Below are 16,028 nucleotides of genomic sequence, written 5' to 3'. Positions count from 1 at the left end.
CGGTGGAACATGCACTGATGGCGCAGCCCCCTGCCGCTTGCTGGACGCTCACCGACGGCCGCGCGGGCAACGTGCGGCAGGCGCGCGCGCTGGCCACTGCGATGGGCTTCGCCGATGCGCGGGACGTCGCGCTGCGCCCACGCGCACCGTGGCGCTGGGGCGCGCCACGCGCCCTGCCCGGCAGCGACCACGCCTTCGCGGGCTTCGCCCCGCTGCTCGAGGCTCCGCCGTCGATCGCGATCGGCTGCGGACGCCAGGCGGCGCTCGCCACGCGCCGGTTGCGCGAACGCGGCGCGCGCGCGGTGCAGATCCTCGACCCGCGCCTGCCGCCATCCCTGTGGGACCTGGTCGTCGCGCCCGAACACGATGCACTCACCGGCGCCAACGTCGTCACGTTGGTCGGCAGCCTCCATCCCGTCGACGATCTGTGGCTCGCGCAAGCACGCAGCGATTATTCGATCCTCGCGCCGCTCGCCTCACCGCGCACCGCGTTGTTGCTCGGCGGGCCGAGCGATCACACTACCTACGACATCGCAGCGCTATCGCGCGACCTGCAACGTCTCTCCGCCCGCATCCGCGAGGACGGCGGCAGCCTGCTCGCCACTACTTCGCGCCGCACCCCGCCCGATTGGGCACAAGCGCTGCGCGCGCAGTGCGGCGAGATTGCGGGCCTGCGGTGGTTTGCACCGTCGAGCGCGAACGGCGACGACAGCGACAACCCGTATCCCGGCCTGCTCGCCTGGGCCGACCGCATCGTGTGCACGGGCGACTCGGTGAACATGCTCAGCGAAGCGTGCGCGACGCGTGTGCCGGTGTTCGTGCTCGGCGGCGATGCCGTGCGTGGCCGCGTGCAAGGTTTCCACGCAGCGCTCGATCGCATGCAGCGCGTGCGCCCCTTCGACGACACGCTCGCGCCCTACGCGGTCGAACCCTTGCGCGAAACCGCGCGCGTCGCCGCGGAAGTGCGCACGCGGCTGGGCCTTTAGTCAGCCTGCGAAAGCAGCAGCCCCGAACGCAACGTCGCTGCCTGGATCGCAACGCGCGCCGCGGCGATCGCCTCGGTCTGCGCCATGATCCGCGGCCTGCGATCCAGCGTGCATCGCAACCCCGCTTCCAGCAACGCCGCATGCGCCGCGAGCAATGCATCGCACGTCGCACGATCCACCGCCGCATCCTCGCATGCAGTCCGCAGCAATCCGGGCGTATCCCGTGGCGCAAGCCAACGCGCGTCGTCGTCAGCCCGATCGAGTACGCGCCACTGCAACAGGAATTCCAGGTCGACCAACCCGCCCTGCCCCTGCTTGAGGTCGAACCGCGCCGCGTCGCTGCGATCGAGCTCGGCCCGCATGCGTTGCCGCATCTGCACGACTTCGTCGCGCAAGGTCGCCGGATCGCGTGCACGCGCCAAGGTTTGCGCCCGCACCGTTTCGAAGTCGGACAGCAGCGACGCATCCCCCGCGACGCCGCGCGCGCGCACGAGCGCCTGGTGCTCCCACGTCCATGCGCGCTCGCGCTGGTAGTCGGCGTAACTGGCGAGGCTGGAGACCAACAAGCCTTTCGCGCCATCGGGACGCAAACGCACGTCGACTTCGTACAAGCGTCCCGCACCCGTAACCGTGCCGAGCAGTGCAACCACCTTCTGCGCCAGCCGAGCGAACCAGCGCGAAGCATCCAGCGCACGCGCGCCGTCGGACTGCGCATCGGGCGCTGCGTCGTACAGGAACACGAGGTCGAGGTCGGAGCCGAAGCCCAGTTCTTCGCCGCCCAGGCTGCCGTAACCGAGCACGGCGAAACGCGCATCGGGCACGCGACCATGCGCGTGTTCGACTTCGCGCTTCGCCAGTTCGAGCACGACGACGACCACGGCATCGGCCAGCCACGCCAGTTGCCGCGCGCTGTCGTGCGCGGACTGCCGTGCATCGAGGGTCGCCAGGGCGATGCGGAAGCTCAGCGCCTGGCGCACTTCGTTGAGCGCCATCAGGGCAGCTTCGGTATCGTCGTCGCGCAGCGCCTGGTTGCACGCGGCGGCCAGTGCTTCGCGATCCGGCAAAGCCTCCGCATTGCGGCGATCGAGGAGTTCGTCGAGCAACAACGGGTGCGCGGCGATGCGTTCGGCGAGCAACGCGCTGCCGGACACGACATCGACCAGTCGCGCGAGGGCGGCCGGTTGTTCGTCGAGCAAGGCCAGGTAACTCGCGCGGCGCAGCAAGGTGTGCAGCAGCGGCAGCAAACGACGCAAGGCCGCGTCGGGTTGCGAGGACCGTGCGGCCGACGCGAGCAGCGCGGGCAACACGCGATCCAGCCGCGCGCGCGTGGCATCGGATAGCGTACGCACGCCGGGGGCGCGCGCGAAATCGCGCAGGCTCCCGTCGAGGGTTTCGGTATCGCGAAAGCCCGCGTCGGCGAGCGCCTGCACGTCGCCGGCGTCGGGCAGCGCGCGCCAGTAGGTCGCGAGCTCGCTGGGCGCCACCGCGCGACCGCGCGGGGCGAGCAATGCTTCGAATTCCGTGGACACGCGGGCGCGATGCGTGTCGAGCGCGGTGCGCAGCGCCATCCAATCGACGAACCCGAGCCCGCGCGCGATGCGGTGTTGGTCCAGCGCGTTGGAGGGCAGTGCGTGCGTTTGCGCATCGCGCAGCATCTGCAGGCGGTTTTCCAACCGACGGTGGAAACGATACGCATCGGCCAGCGCGACGCCGGTTTCCGGCGCGACTTGTCCGGTCTGTACGAGCGCATCGAGTGCCGGCAACAACTGGCGTTCGCGCAACACCGGCTCGCGACCGCCGCGGATGAGTTGCAAGGCCTGCACCAGGAATTCGATTTCGCGAATTCCGCCGGGGCCGCGCTTCACGTCGTCGGCGAGTTCCTTGCGCGCGACTTCCGCGGCGATCGCCGCCTTCATTTCGCGCAGGCCATCGAGTGCGCCGTAATCCAGGTAACGGCGATAGACGAAGGGGCGCAGTGCTTCGAGGAAACGCAGGCCCGCGCCGATGTCGCCCGCGACCGGCCGCGCCTTCTGCCATGCATAGCGCTCCCAATCGCGTCCTTCGCGCTGGAAGTACTGCTCCATCGCCGCGAACGGCAGCGCCACGCGTCCGGCGTTGCCGAAGGGACGCAGGCGCAGGTCGACGCGATGCGAGAACCCGTCGGCCGTCGTTTCGTCGAGCAACTTCGCCAGTTGTTGACCGAGTCGCGCGAAGTGGTCTTCCGCCGCGAGCGCTCGTGCACCGTCGCTTTGCCCGTCGTGCGGATACGCGTAGACGAGGTCGACGTCGGAGGAGAAGTTCAGTTCGCCGCCGCCGAGTTTCCCGAGGCCGAAGACGACGAGGCGCTGGACGGTGCCATCGGCCGCGCGCACGAGACCGAATCGTTCCGCGAAATCACCTTCCAGCGCCGCCAGTGCCGATTGCAGGCAGGTTTCGGCCAATCGCGTCGTGCCGGCGAGTGTCGCGTCGACGTCATCCAGGCCCGCCACGTCGCGCCAGATCAGGCGCGTGGACTCGGCGGTGCGATGACGGCGCAGCATCGCCGGCCAGTCGTTGCGCGATTCGCGTGCGAGCACGAGCGGGGGCGTGGGCGCGTTGGATGCGAACGCCGCCACGAGCCCGGGCTGTTTCAACAAGGTTTCGATACCGAAGTCGCTCGCGCGCGCGAGGGCATGCAAGGTCGGTTCGATGTCCGGCGCCCAGGGCGTGGGCACGGTGGCGCGCAGGCGTTCGAGTTGGCGCGCGGCGTAGGCGTCGGCGGGGTCCGTCATCGCTCCATGATCGCATCGCAAAAGAAAAAGCCCGCCCCGGACGAACCGGTTGCGGGCCTGCTCCCTCCCCCACGTCGGGATGCGTGGCGAGAGTGAAGGAATCGTTAGGTGGATTGCACGCTGCACTGCAAAAAAGGACTATCGAGTACAGGAAGCCTTACGCCAGGCGCACCACTTTGCGCCCCTGAATGGGGGAAAGCGCGGCCGCGGCGATCCCCGTGACCTGCGCGATGACCGCTTCGGCGGCCAACTGTCCCGACTCGCAACCGCCTTCCATGAAGCCCTGCGTATCGAGTGCGCAGTGTTCGCCCGCGAAGAAAAGCGGTCCGACGGATTCGCCCATCACGCCACGCAGCGTCGACCAATCCCTCGGACGAAAGCATGCGTAGCTGCCCATCGACCACGGATGCGTCGGCCAATGGAAACGTGCTTCGCGCGGATTTGTGCGCAGGGCGGCGAGACCGGGCCACACGCGATCGAGCGCGGCCGTCGCCGCATCGGCCTGCGCGCGTGGCGTGCCCTGGCCCAAGGCCATGCCATGCCTGCCGCCGGTGAAGTTGGTCAGCGTGCCCGTCGGGCCGATCTGCTTGCGCGTGGTGTCCCACGTGGTCTGGTACGGCAGGTCCGACATCGAGGCACCGTTCGCGCCGTGCGTGCGCCATTGTCGACGGTCGTAGCCGATCATCAACTTCGCGTTGGTGCCGTAGGCCAGGTGCTCGATGGCGTTGCGTTTGCGCGCGGGCAGCGGGAAATCGATCCGCACCCTGCGCAACATCGTGAAGGGCAAGGCGAGGATCGCCTTTCCCGCACGCACCTCGACGCTCGCGCCGTCGCGCCGGAAGGTCAGGCGCACGCCGTCGCCGTCGGCGCGCACGGCCTCGAGCACGTGGCCGGTCTCGATCGACGCGGCCATCCGCGCGGCCAGCATGCGCGGGATCTGGTCGTTGCCCCCGCGCACGTGGAAGCGTTCGTCGCTTTCGCCGAAGACCTTGAACGCGTCCGCGTCCTGCGTGCCGATGAAGGTGAGGAAATTCAACGCGCTTTGCTGGTCGATCTCCAGGCCCATCTCCGTGGTGTAGGCCACGTCGATCAGCTTGCGCAGCCAGCCGGAAACGCCGTGCTTGTCCAGCCAATCGGCGATCGACATCGCATCGAGCGCGCGGAATGCGGGGTTCCTGTCGCTGTAGTCCAGCGCGCCTTCGCCCAGGGCCGCGACGTCGGTCGTGATGGCCGGCACCAGCGGGGCGAGGGCATGCACGATTTCCGCTTCGTCGATGCGTCGCCCATCGAACCACCACGTATCCGCGGCCGTTTCGCCTTCCAGCAGGTCGTCGAGCACGAGCCCCATGTCCTGCGCGAGCTTGCGCATGCGCACGTGGCCGGTGTCGATCAACTCGCCACCGAGTTCGATCACGTGCCCGTTCGGGAAATGGTTGCGCAGGCTGAGCATGCGGCCGCCGACGCGCGACTGCGCTTCGTAGATGCGCGACGCCATGCCGGCCTCGCGCAGCCGCCATGCGGCGCTCAGGCCCGCGATGCCCGCGCCGACGATGACGATGTCGTCGGTCGCGCGCGTCGGTTTGTGCGCAACAGGTGCGCACGCGGTGAGGGCGAAACCGGCCGCCGCGCCCTGCAGCAGGCGGCGACGCGTGGTGTCGACGCGGATCTGCGTTCCGCGCCCGTGGAATTCGTCGAGCGGCATCTCGAGGTTCGCCGCGTTGCGCGCGATGCGCGCGGCACGTTGCAGCAGGGCGAACAACGGCGTGCGTGCCATGGCGGGCTCCTCGGCGGTCGATACCTTCGAACGCAGAGCGTACGTGCGACGGGCCATTACCAGCGGTGCACGCAGCCCAGGACCCAGCCCGCGCGATCGCCGGGGTCGAAGGGTGCGGCGTATGCGGTGGCATCCTCGCCGTCGACATGTTGCCAGGTCAGTTGTACGTCGCAGGCCCGCGTGGTGAGCGCCAATCCGGTGCGGACATCGACGCGCGTGCGATCGTCGTTCGCTGCTTCCGGCCCGTAGGGCGCGTAGGTCGCGTGTTGCGCGCCGTAGGCCGTGGCCGGGTACGACCGCGGCACATACGCGCGTTCGTTCGATTCGCCGCTGCGCGAGACACCCGCATGCCACAGCCAGCGGATGCGCGCGCCGAGCGGCACGCTGCCGTCGGCTTCGAAATACCAATTGGACACCTGCCCGAAATAGTCGGGCGCGTAATGCGCGCGGAATGCGGCGTGGCGCAAGGCGACGCCGACGTGCGCTTCCAGGTAACTCGCTTGCGTCTCCGCGGAGAAGTGCGAGTAGCGAAGGCCGAGGTCCCAACTGCGGCCCTGCTTGTCGCGCCGCGCATAGCCCACGTAGGGAATGCCCTGCACGCCGGAAGCCCCGGCGTATTTCGTACTCGATGCGAACATGCCCGCGTAGGCGCCGCTCGCCCAATCGTAAGCAACGCTCGCCTGCACGGCGGGATCCGACGCGCTCAGCGAATAAGCGCGATAGCGATAGTCGGACACGACGCCGACGCTGCCCGATACCTGCGCATGCGCCGACCACGCGCAGCACAACGCCAATGCGGCGAACGCGCATCGCAGTCGGCGGGTCTTCCGTTCCCTGGCCTCGCGCACCACCTGCCCTCAGTGGCGCGGCGTCTCCTGTGCGTCGGCAAGCCTGCAGCCGCAGGCACATCCGGGGCCCGCGCGCGCGAAAGCGGCACAGGCGTCGATCGGCAGGGGTCGCGCCGTCGCCGAGACTAGCGCAGGTACGTCCGCAAGGGCGTCACGCACGCGGCTGCCGCGGAGCTTCGGTGCGGCGTCGCGCAACAAGGCGACGAGCCCGCTCACCTGCGCAGCGGCGAAGGAGGTGCCGTTCACCAGCCCCCACCCGCCATCGACGGTCGTGGTGGGCAAGGCGTCTGCAGGGGCAAGGAAGGTGCGAATGGGCCAGGCGCGCGAGGGATCGCCGGCCACCGCGATCACGCCCGGCTGCGAAGCCGGGAACCCCGCGTCGGGTGCGTGCGGATCGACGGCCGCGACCACCGATGCACCGCGTGCGAGTGCGACGTCGATCAAGCGTCCCAGCAAGACGTCCCGCGGGCCGCCGAGACTGAGGTTGATCACCTGCGCGCGCTCCTCGATCGCGAACTGCAACGCCTTTGCGAGCGTGAAACTGTTGCAGCGCGCGCGACCGTTGCCATCGGGCTGCCAGCACGCGCGCAGGGCGAGCAGCCGTGCCTGCGGTGCGACGCCGGCGATGCCCAGTGCGTTGTCGGCGCGCGCGGCGATCAGGCCGGCGACTTCGGTGCCGTGCGTTTCGGGGACCACGCGTGGGCTGTCGTCGTCGACGAAATCCCGCGACGCGGCGACCTGGCCGCGCAAGTCGGCATGCGCCGCCGCAACGCCGCTGTCGATCACGGCAACGGTGACGCCGCGTCCGGTCGCATGCCGATGCACTGCATCGAGGTTCCAGAGTTTCCGCGCAGGCTGCGCGGGCGCGAGGGGATCGTCGCCGAGCACTTCGAACTGTTGCATCGCCTGTACGGATTCGACGCGGGGATCGCGCGCCAGTGCTTCGACGGCCGCCGCGACCGCGCTTTCGTCGCGCGCCTGCAGCACGTAGCAGTCGACGCCGAGCGCGGGCATCGCCCAATCGTTGCGCATCGTCAAACCGTTCGCCTTCGCGAGTTTGCGCGCGATGCGTTCGCGCGCCTGGCGGCCCGGTGCGTTGCGATAGTCGCCGACGTAACCCGCTTCGGGCGTGTCGTGCACGGCCGGGGCGCGCAACATCACGAGCAGTTCGCGCGCCGGGTCCGGCGGCGACGCGAGCGCGCCACCGGAGCAGATCACGAGCAGCAGGAGGAGCAGCCCGCGCACGTGCTACTCCGGGGGCGCGAGGCGTTCGGCCATCGCCACGCCCGGCGATGCGCGCAAGGCGTTGCGCACCAGGTCGACCTGGCCCGGCGGCACGGCCACGACATAGGCGCCCGCCGCGTTCGGCCCATCGACGATGCGCGCGCGGCTCGCGCCGAGCAACTCCCGCAGCTGCGCATCGGTGGTTCGGGGGTCGAACACGACGAGCAGGGTGTCGCGCGAAGCACGCGGCGCCGGCGTCGCGGAGAGCGTCGTATAGGTGTGCGGCGCCGGTTGCGGGCCGCCGAGCAGGAACATCGCAAGCACCGCGATGAAGGCGAACTGCGCTGCGACCGCGACGCGCAACCACGCCGGCGTGCCGGACCAACCGGCGCGCACGCGGCGCCAATCCAGGCGCGCACCCGGCGTGCGGCGTGCGGCGTGCAGGCGTTGGTGCATGCGCGCCCAGCCGCGATCGATTTCGCGCGGGTCGTTGACGGCAGGCGCGAGCGCCATCACGCCGCGCAGTCCGGCGAGTTCGGCGCGACATGCGGCGCAGTCGATCAAATGTGCGCGCACGCGCGCTTCCTCGTCCGCATCGAGCGTCGCGTTGGCGTACCACGGCAGCAGGCGCTCGACGTCGCGATGCGCATGGCCTTCGAAGGGGAGCACGTGTCCGCTCACAGCGCCTGCGCTCCTTCTTCGCCGAGCAAAGTCTTCATGTGGCGGCGCGCATAGAACATGCGCGTCTTCACCGTCGCCACCGGGCAACCGACGACGTCGGCGATCTCCTTGCAGCTGTAGCCATGGAAGTAGGTCATTTCGATCACGGCGCGGTGTTCGGGCGAAAGCTGGGCCAGGACGGCGTCGAGGCGTTCGCGCAGTTGCGCGTGCGCCAGTTCGCGGTCGGGCTCGCCTTCGCGGGGTGCTGCGGGTTCGTCGACCGGATCGGGCATCGACCAATCCATGCGGCGCAGCGCCTTCAATGCCTGCCGATACGCGATGGCGAACAACCATGTCGATACGCGCGAGGTCGCATCGAAGGTGTGCGCCTTGCGCCATGCGACCAGCATCGTATCGTCGAGCACTTCATCCACCATCGTCGACTGGCGCAACATGCCGCGCAGGAAACGGCGGAGCCTGGGGTGATAGGCGCGGTAAAGCGCTTCGAACGCGCGCATGTCCTCCATCGCCACGAGGCCGACCAGGTCGGCTTCGTCCATCGCGATGGTGCGGTCGGTCCCGTCTTGTGGGCCCTGCGGCATTCGACCCTCCTGTCGCCCGTCAGTACCGTGGCGGGGGCGGCCGGTTCAAACCATACGCCCAAGCGTGAGGGCAAAAGAAAAGGCCCGCTTGCGCGGGCCTTCTCTCTGGAGCAGCGGCTCTTTGGACTAGCCCCCAAGTTGGGGGCGGTGCCGGCCGAAGGCCGGCAAGTCGGGGATGGCGCTGCGCACATCTCTGATCTTGCGAAGCAAGATCAGAAATCCATGCCGCCTATGCCGCCCATGCCGCCGCCCGGCATCGCCGGTTCGTCCTTCTTCGGCTGCTCGGCCACCATTGCTTCGGTGGTGATCATCAGGCCGGCGATGGACGCTGCGTTCTGCAGCGCGGTGCGGGTGACCTTGGTCGGATCCAGGATGCCCATGGCCACCATGTCGCCGAACTCACCGGTCTGCGCGTTGTAACCGAAGTTGCCCTGGCCTTCCTTGACCTTGTTGAGGACAACCGACGGCTCTTCGCCGGCGTTGGTCACGATCTCGCGGAGCGGGGCTTCCATCGCGCGCAGGGCGATCTGGATGCCGTGGTTCTGGTCTTCGTTGGCGCCGGTGATCTTGCCCACCGAAGCCAGCGCGCGGATCAGCGCAACGCCGCCGCCCGGGACCACGCCTTCTTCCACCGCAGCACGCGTGGCGTGCAGGGCGTCTTCGACGCGCGCCTTCTTTTCCTTCATCTCGATCTCGGTCGAAGCACCGACCTTGATCACGGCCACGCCGCCGGCGAGCTTCGCCACGCGTTCCTGCAGCTTCTCGCGGTCGTAATCGGAGGAGGTCTCCTCGATCTGCGCCTTGATCTGCTTGATGCGCGACTCGATGGCCGAGCTTTCGCCCGCGCCGTCGATGATCGTGGAGTTTTCCTTGGTGACCTGGATCTTCTTGGCGCGGCCGAGATCCTTGATCGTCGCCTTCTCGAGCGAGAGGCCGACTTCTTCGGAGATCACGGTGCCGCCGGTCAGGGTGGCCATGTCTTCCAGCATCGCCTTGCGACGGTCGCCGAAGCCCGGTGCCTTCACGGCGCAGACCTTCACGATGCCGCGGATGGTGTTGACCACCAGCGTGGCCAGCGCTTCGCCTTCGACTTCCTCGGCGACGATGAGCAGCGGCTTGCCGGCCTTCGCCACGCCTTCCAGGACGGGCAGCAGGTCGCGCACGTTGGAGATCTTCTTGTCGTGCAGCAGGATGAAGGGATCATCCAGCTCGGCCGACATCGACTGCTGGTTGTTGATGAAGTACGGCGAGAGGTAGCCGCGGTCGAACTGCATGCCTTCGACGACGTCGAGTTCGTTCTCGAGGCCCGAGCCTTCCTCGACCGTGATCACGCCTTCCTTGCCGACCTTCTTCATCGCGTCGGCGATGATGTTGCCGATCGACTCGTCGGAGTTCGCCGAGATCGTACCGACCTGCGCGATCGCCTTGTCGTCGGCGGTGGGCTTGCTGATGTTCTTCAGCTCGGCGACCGCGGCGACGACCGCCTTGTCGATGCCGCGCTTGAGGTCCATCGGGTTCATGCCGGCGGCGACCGCCTTCATGCCTTCGCGGATCAACGCCTGGGCCAGCACGGTCGCGGTGGTGGTGCCGTCGCCGGCGTTGTCGGAGGTCTTGGACGCGACTTCCTTCACCATCTGCGCGCCCATGTTCTCGAACTTGTCGGACAGCTCGATCTCCTTGGCGACGGACACGCCGTCCTTGGTGATCGTGGGGGCGCCGTAGCTCTTCTCGAGCACGACGTTGCGGCCCTTCGGGCCCAGGGTGGCCTTGACGGCATTGGCGAGCACGTTGACGCCGCGCACCATCTTGGCGCGCGCGTCCTCACCGAAACGAATTTCCTTGGCAGCCATTGCGAATTACCTCAGTAGAAGTTTGCTTGTGTACGTTGGAATGCGAAGGGCGACGCTCAGCCGAGGACGGCGAGGATGTCGTCTTCCTTCACCACGAGGTATTCGGTGCCATCGAGCTTCACCTCGGTGCCGCTGTACTTGCCGAAGAGCACCTTGTCGCCGGCCTTGACCTTCGGGCTGCGTACCGAACCGTTGTCGAGGACCTTGCCTTCGCCGACGGCGACGACTTCACCCTTGATCGGCTTCTCGGTGGCCGAGTCCGGGATCACGATCCCGCCGGCGGAGAGCTTTTCTTCTTCCATGCGCTTGATGACCACGCGGTCGTACAGCGGCTTGATGTTCATTGAAACCCTCGCAAGTGCTTGATGCGGTTGGTGAAAGACCGCGATTCTAGCAGTCGTCCGGAACGAGTGCCAAGAAATCGCGCAAATGAAACCCGCGGTGCGGGTCTGCGACTCTAATCGGGTTGCGGCAGCCCGCTTTCAAGGGCGCGATGCAATCGCAAACGAAGGGAACCCCTCCCCCGCAGGCGCAGGGGGGAAGGGCGAGAGAGGGGTTCCGCGGAGACGATGCTCCGAAAAAAGGGCGCGCACGTGGCCGTGCGCGCCCCGGGGTCGGGAGTTGCCGAGTCCGTGGCGGGCGATCCCTCGCCGTCCTCCACCCCCAGTCCGTTGCCTGGCCGAAAAGTTCCTTCGACGGCGCCGAGAATTGCGGACTTCGTCCCCGTTGTGAAGGGTGGTAGCGGCCGTGAAACGGTGCGCATTGGTAGCTAAAACCAGTGTTTACAGCCTGAGCTCCAGTCCCCGGCTCACGCCAGCTACCAAAAGTAGACAGGTTGCTGCCATTATCATTCACCCGGTGAACAGCGGTAACATTGGCGCTTCATACCAGCAGTTTGCGTGTGTAACGTGCGGACACGCCTTCACATGGCACAGATTTTTCTACGCAGCCCATCATGACGTCCCAGCAACGCATCCGTCTCGCGCGCCGACACGCCGCCATGTCGCAAACCCAACTCGCGCAAGCGGTGGGTGTGCAGCGCAGTGCCGTGAGCCACTGGGAAGCTCCGCAGGGCAAGAATCCGAGCGTCAAGCACCTGCGCGAAATCGCGATGGTGACCGGCGTGCAATTCGAATGGCTCGCCACCGGACGCGGGCAGATGGCGCCCTCGCGCGAAACGGTGCTCGACTCCGTCGCCGCGGTCGACGCCCTGCTCGTCGACGACTCGCTCGAACAACGCTTGCTCGTCGCCTTCCGCGAGGCGCCGGTGCGTGCGCGCCTGGCGCTCGTCGAGCTCATGGAAGAACTCGCCAGCCAGCGCACGGGGCGCCCGCGCGCGAAATCGCTCATGACCAGCGACGCCTATTACGACAGCCTCGACTGACGCCGGCACTTAGCCCGGCCCCGCGACACGAGTACGCTATGGCGCCCCGTTCGGCGCCTTTTTCGTGACCGCACTGTTCCGCCGCACCACCCGATTCGCCGCGCTGTCGCTGTTCGCCCTGTGGATGGGGACCGCGTCGCTTGCGGCGAACGCGGTCGACGAGAAAGACCTCCTGCCGGTCGACCAGGCCTTCGCGTTCGACGCGAAGGCGACCTCGCGCGAATCGATCGCGCTGACCTGGCAGATCGCGCCGGGTTATTACCTGTATCGCCATCGCACGAAGGTCGACTCCCCCGACTTCGCGGGCGCCGCGCTGCAGATGCCGGCCGGCAAGCACAAGCACGACGAATTCTTCGGCGACGTCGAAACCTATCGCACCTTGCTCGAAGCGAAGGTGGTGGGCGCGCCCGCCCCCGACGCGCGTTCGGTAACGCTGCAGGTGAAATACCAGGGCTGCGCGGATGCCGGCGTGTGTTATCCGCCGCAGATGCGAAGCGTGCAGGTGGCCTTGCCTTCGACGCCCGGCAGCCTGCTCGATGCGCCCGCCCCCGGCGGCCTGCTGCCATTGCGCGGCGGAAAAGGCGAGCCGCTGCCGGAACAACAGGCCTTCCGGATCGAAGCGATCGCCAACGGCGGCAACGCGCTGCTCGTTCGCTTCGCACCGGCGCCGGGCTATTACGTCTATCGCGACAAGACGCAACTGAAGTTCGATGGCGAGGGCATCACCCTGCGCGCGCCGCAATGGCCGCCGGGCAGGCAACACCGCGACGAACACTTCGGCGATGTCGTCGTGTATTTCGATCCGGTCGACGTCAACGTGCCGGTGCAGCGCGCGCATGCGGGCGCCGTCGACGGCACCTTGCGCGTCACGTTCCAGGGCTGCCAGGACGGCGGCATCTGCTATCCGCTGATGACGCGCAGCTTGCCGGTGTCGTTGCCGGCCGGCGCGGTGTCGGGCGCGAAGGTCGACGATGGCAGTCCGCTCGCCGAAGACCAGCGCCTCGCACAAAGCCTCGGCGGCCAACATCGCGCGTGGGCGTTGGTGTTGTTCTTCGCATACGGGCTGGGCCTGGCGTTCACGCCCTGCGTGTTGCCGATGGTGCCGATCCTGTCCGGGCTCATCGCCGGGCGCGGCGAGCGCGTTGGTGCATGGCGCGGGTTCTCGCTGTCGACCGTCTACGTGCTCGCGAGCGCGGTGGTGTTCACCATCGCCGGCATCCTCGCCGGCTTGCTCGGCGCGGCGGCGAACCTGCAGGCCGCGATGCAGAACGCGTGGGTGCTCGGCGCGTTCGCGTTGTTGTTCGTCGTGTTGTCGCTGTCGATGTTCGGGCTGTACGAGTTGCAGATTCCGGCAAGTTTGCGCGCCCGCCTGGGCGCGGCCAGCGATCGCCAGCGCGGCGGTTCGTGGGTCGGCGTCGCAGCGATGGGTGCGTTGTCGGCGTTGATCGTGGGGCCCTGCGTCGCGCCGCCCCTGATGGGCGCGGTGCTCTACATCGCGCAGGCGCGGGATCCGGTGTTCGGTGGCGCAGCCTTGTTCCTGCTCGCGCTCGGCATGGGCGCGCCCCTGGTTGCCTTCGGCATCGCCGCGGGGCGCGGGATGCCGACCAGCGGCCCGTGGATGATCGCGGTGCAGCGCGTGTTCGGTTTCGTGTTCCTCGGGCTTGCGATCTGGATGTTGTCGCGCGTGCTCCCCGCCGCGTGGACGCTGGCGCTGTGGGGCCTGCTCGCCCTCGGCGCGGCAACGTGGGCGTTCACGCTCGGCAGCAAGCCGGGTTCGAAGATGGCCGCACGCTTCGCCGGGTTGGTGCTGGCGGTCGTGGGTGCGGCGCAGTTGCTCGGCGCCTTCGCCGGTTCGCATGATCCGTTGCGCCCGCTCGCCGGGTTGCGCGGCGCGCAGGAAGAAGCGATCGCGTTCAAGCGCATCAAGTCGGTGGACGATCTCGACCGCGAAGTCGAAGCCGCACGCGCCGCGGGCAAGCCGTTGATGCTCGACTTCTATGCCGACTGGTGCGTGAGCTGCAAGGAGATGGAGAAGTACGTCTTCACCCAGCCGCAAGTGCACCAGGCGATGCGCGATTACGTGCTGCTGCAGGCCGACGTCACCGCCAACGACGCGCAGGACCAGGCCCTGATGCAGCGCTTCGGCATCATCGGGCCGCCGATGTCGCTGTTCTTCCACGACGGGCAGGAACGCCGCGGGCTGCGGTTGACGGGCTTCGAGGAGACGGACAAGTTCGTCGAACGCGTCCGGCGCGGGGCCGCGCCTTGAATGCGTCGACGAAGGTCGTGCTGGTCGCGATCCTGGCGGGAACGCTGGGGGTCGTCGCCAGCCTGCTGACGTCCGGCCCGGGGCCCGTGTGGCGCACTGAAGTCGGTCAGCGTGCGTTGAATTCCGCGATGCAGGCCTCGGCGCCACCGGTGCCGGAGGGCATCCCGGTCGCGAAACGCGGCGAACGCGTGCCGAACTTCCCGTTGGGCGCCCTGGATCGCACGCAGATCGACATACCGGCGCACTACGCCGGCCGGCCCGTGCTCATCAACGTCTGGGCCAGCTGGTGCGGCCCGTGCGTGAAGGAGATGCCCGCGCTGCAGGCCTTCGCGAAGGAACAAGGCAGCAACGGCGTGCAAGTGGTCGGCATCGCGCTGGATGACGCACCTGCGGTGCGCGCTTTCGTCGAGCGCACCGGCGTGACGTATCCGATCCTGGTCGACACCCCCGGCCCCGCCGATGCCGGCGTTCGCCTCGGCAATCCGAAGGGGGTACTTCCGTATTCGGTGTTGGTCTCTTCCGAGGGCCTGCTGCTGAAACAACGCATCGGCCCCTTCGAGGAAGGGGAAATCGCAGGCTGGGCAAGGGATTAGAGGGCTTACTCAAAGGTCGGCATAAGTCCCGCGAACTTCGTCGATACGGTAGAGAACTGCGGCTTGAGTTCTGGACACCCGGGGTCGGTTCCGCCAGACTGCGCGTCCGCACCCCCGGCCCCACCGATGGCGAAGCTGCTGGTCCTGCATGGCCCCAACCTCAACCTGCTCGGCACGCGCGAGCCGGAGGTCTACGGGCGCACGACCCTCGCCGAAATCGACGCCGACCTCGCGCGGCGCGCGCAAGCCGCCGGCCACGAACTCGAGAGCCTGCAGTCCAACGCCGAGCACGTGCTCGTCGACCGGATCCAGGCCGCGCGCACCGACGGCACCGCCTTCGCCCTCGTGAACCCCGCCGCGTTCACCCACACCTCGGTGGCGATCCGCGACGCCCTCGCCGCGGTGGCGCTGCCCTTCATCGAAGTCCATCTCTCCAACCCGCACGCACGGGAACCGTTCCGCCGGACCAGCTACTTCAGCGATCTCGCCATCGGCGTGGTCGCGGGGTTCGGCGCGGCGAGCTACCGGCTCGCGCTCGACGCCGCATTGCAGCGGCTTTCCACCGACACAGCACACTGAGGCCCGCCATGGACCTGCGCAAAATCAAGAAGCTCATCGATCTCCTGGAAGAATCCAACCTCGCCGAGATCGAGATCAAGGAAGGCGAAGAGTCCGTCCGCCTGGCGCGCGTGCCGCGCGGCAGCGTGTCCGTCGCCCCGCAGGTGATGCCGATGCACGTCGAATCGCGCCCCGCGCCGGTGATGCCGATGGCGGGCCCGACCGAAGGCGTCAGCGGCGGCAGCGCCAAGGCCGCCGACCTGCCGGAAGGCCACGTCGTCCGCGCCCCCATGGTCGGCACGTTCTATGCCTCGCCCTCGCCCGACAAGCCGGCGTTCGTCAGCATCGGCCAGGCGGTCAAGGCGGGCGACACGCTCGGCATCATCGAAGCGATGAAGATGTTCAACCCCATCGAAGCCGACGTGTCGGGCACGGTGCTGAAGGTCCTCGTGGAAAGCGGTCAGCCGATCGAATTCGACGAACCGCTCTTCGTGATCGGGTGAGGTCGC

The 16,028-nt window shown here is 68.1% G+C and carries 14 protein-coding genes; 6 read left to right on the top strand and 8 right to left on the bottom strand.

What is annotated here, in order from left to right; all coding sequences use genetic code 11:
• The first annotated feature begins 17 nt into the window (after positions 1 to 17).
• Positions 18 to 986, top strand: coding sequence for a mitochondrial fission ELM1 family protein (locus tag ACXJJ8_RS13505; protein ID WP_499030995.1), 969 nt, complete (start codon positions 18 to 20; stop codon positions 984 to 986).
• Here the strand turns inward: ACXJJ8_RS13505 and glnE are convergent.
• The 8 genes from glnE to groES form a co-directional block, all read right to left on the bottom strand.
• Positions 983 to 3,757 carry a bifunctional [glutamate--ammonia ligase]-adenylyl-L-tyrosine phosphorylase/[glutamate--ammonia-ligase] adenylyltransferase gene (gene glnE / locus ACXJJ8_RS13500; RefSeq protein ID WP_499030993.1) on the bottom strand — a complete coding sequence of 925 codons (2,775 nt, stop codon included), beginning with the start codon at positions 3,755 to 3,757 and terminating at the stop codon, positions 983 to 985. The genes ACXJJ8_RS13505 and glnE overlap by 4 nt on opposite strands.
• 157 nt (positions 3,758 to 3,914) lie before the next feature.
• On the bottom strand, positions 3,915 to 5,531 hold the full coding sequence (locus tag ACXJJ8_RS13495; RefSeq protein ID WP_499030990.1) for a flavin monoamine oxidase family protein: 1,617 nt from the start codon (positions 5,529 to 5,531) through the stop codon (positions 3,915 to 3,917).
• A 56-nt stretch (positions 5,532 to 5,587) separates the two neighbouring features.
• The gene (locus ACXJJ8_RS13490) at positions 5,588 to 6,379 is read right to left on the bottom strand and encodes a TorF family putative porin (RefSeq protein WP_499030987.1); all 792 of its coding nucleotides are present in this window, start codon (positions 6,377 to 6,379) and stop codon (positions 5,588 to 5,590) included.
• A gap of 9 nt (positions 6,380 to 6,388) precedes the next feature.
• Complete coding sequence (locus ACXJJ8_RS13485; protein ID WP_499030984.1) at positions 6,389 to 7,624, bottom strand: S8 family peptidase; 1,236 nt, start codon at positions 7,622 to 7,624, stop codon at positions 6,389 to 6,391.
• Between the two features lie 3 nt (positions 7,625 to 7,627).
• Positions 7,628 to 8,284 (bottom strand): zf-HC2 domain-containing protein, encoded by a 657-nt coding sequence (locus ACXJJ8_RS13480; RefSeq protein WP_499030981.1) that lies wholly within the window; start codon positions 8,282 to 8,284, stop codon positions 7,628 to 7,630.
• On the bottom strand, positions 8,281 to 8,865 hold the full coding sequence (locus ACXJJ8_RS13475) for an RNA polymerase sigma factor (RefSeq protein ID WP_499030978.1): 585 nt from the start codon (positions 8,863 to 8,865) through the stop codon (positions 8,281 to 8,283). The genes ACXJJ8_RS13480 and ACXJJ8_RS13475 overlap by 4 nt, the downstream gene beginning before the upstream one ends.
• 212 nt (positions 8,866 to 9,077) lie before the next feature.
• Positions 9,078 to 10,715, bottom strand: coding sequence for a chaperonin GroEL (gene groL, locus ACXJJ8_RS13470; RefSeq protein ID WP_499030975.1), 1,638 nt, complete (start codon positions 10,713 to 10,715; stop codon positions 9,078 to 9,080).
• Between the two features lie 56 nt (positions 10,716 to 10,771).
• Positions 10,772 to 11,059: a co-chaperone GroES gene (gene groES, locus ACXJJ8_RS13465; RefSeq protein ID WP_156639549.1), complete on the bottom strand. Its 288-nt coding sequence runs from the start codon at positions 11,057 to 11,059 to the stop codon at positions 10,772 to 10,774.
• Positions 11,060 to 11,670: 611 nt separating this feature from the next.
• On the opposite strand from groES, the gene ACXJJ8_RS13460 reads away from it, so the two are divergent.
• The 5 genes from ACXJJ8_RS13460 to accB all read left to right on the top strand — a co-directional run bounded on the left by ACXJJ8_RS13460 (position 11,671) and on the right by accB (position 16,022).
• Positions 11,671 to 12,099 (top strand): helix-turn-helix transcriptional regulator, encoded by a 429-nt coding sequence (locus ACXJJ8_RS13460; protein WP_498962599.1) that lies wholly within the window; start codon positions 11,671 to 11,673, stop codon positions 12,097 to 12,099.
• A 64-nt stretch (positions 12,100 to 12,163) separates the two neighbouring features.
• Positions 12,164 to 14,368, top strand: coding sequence for a protein-disulfide reductase DsbD (locus tag ACXJJ8_RS13455; RefSeq protein WP_499030972.1), 2,205 nt, complete (start codon positions 12,164 to 12,166; stop codon positions 14,366 to 14,368).
• The gene (locus tag ACXJJ8_RS13450) at positions 14,365 to 14,961 is read left to right on the top strand and encodes a TlpA disulfide reductase family protein (protein WP_499030969.1); all 597 of its coding nucleotides are present in this window, start codon (positions 14,365 to 14,367) and stop codon (positions 14,959 to 14,961) included. The genes ACXJJ8_RS13455 and ACXJJ8_RS13450 overlap by 4 nt, the downstream gene beginning before the upstream one ends.
• 126 nt (positions 14,962 to 15,087) lie before the next feature.
• Entirely contained in the window at positions 15,088 to 15,540 is a 453-nt protein-coding gene (gene aroQ, locus ACXJJ8_RS13445; RefSeq protein ID WP_499030966.1) for a type II 3-dehydroquinate dehydratase, read from the top strand.
• 8 nt (positions 15,541 to 15,548) lie between these two features.
• Positions 15,549 to 16,022, top strand: coding sequence for an acetyl-CoA carboxylase biotin carboxyl carrier protein (gene accB / locus ACXJJ8_RS13440; protein ID WP_499030963.1), 474 nt, complete (start codon positions 15,549 to 15,551; stop codon positions 16,020 to 16,022).
• Positions 16,023 to 16,028 lie beyond the last annotated feature (6 nt).

Source organism: Lysobacter sp. P5_C4 (assembly GCF_054049695.1).
The sequence above is the reverse complement of the archived record's forward strand: the minus strand, read 5'-3'. Positions and strand labels throughout refer to the sequence as shown.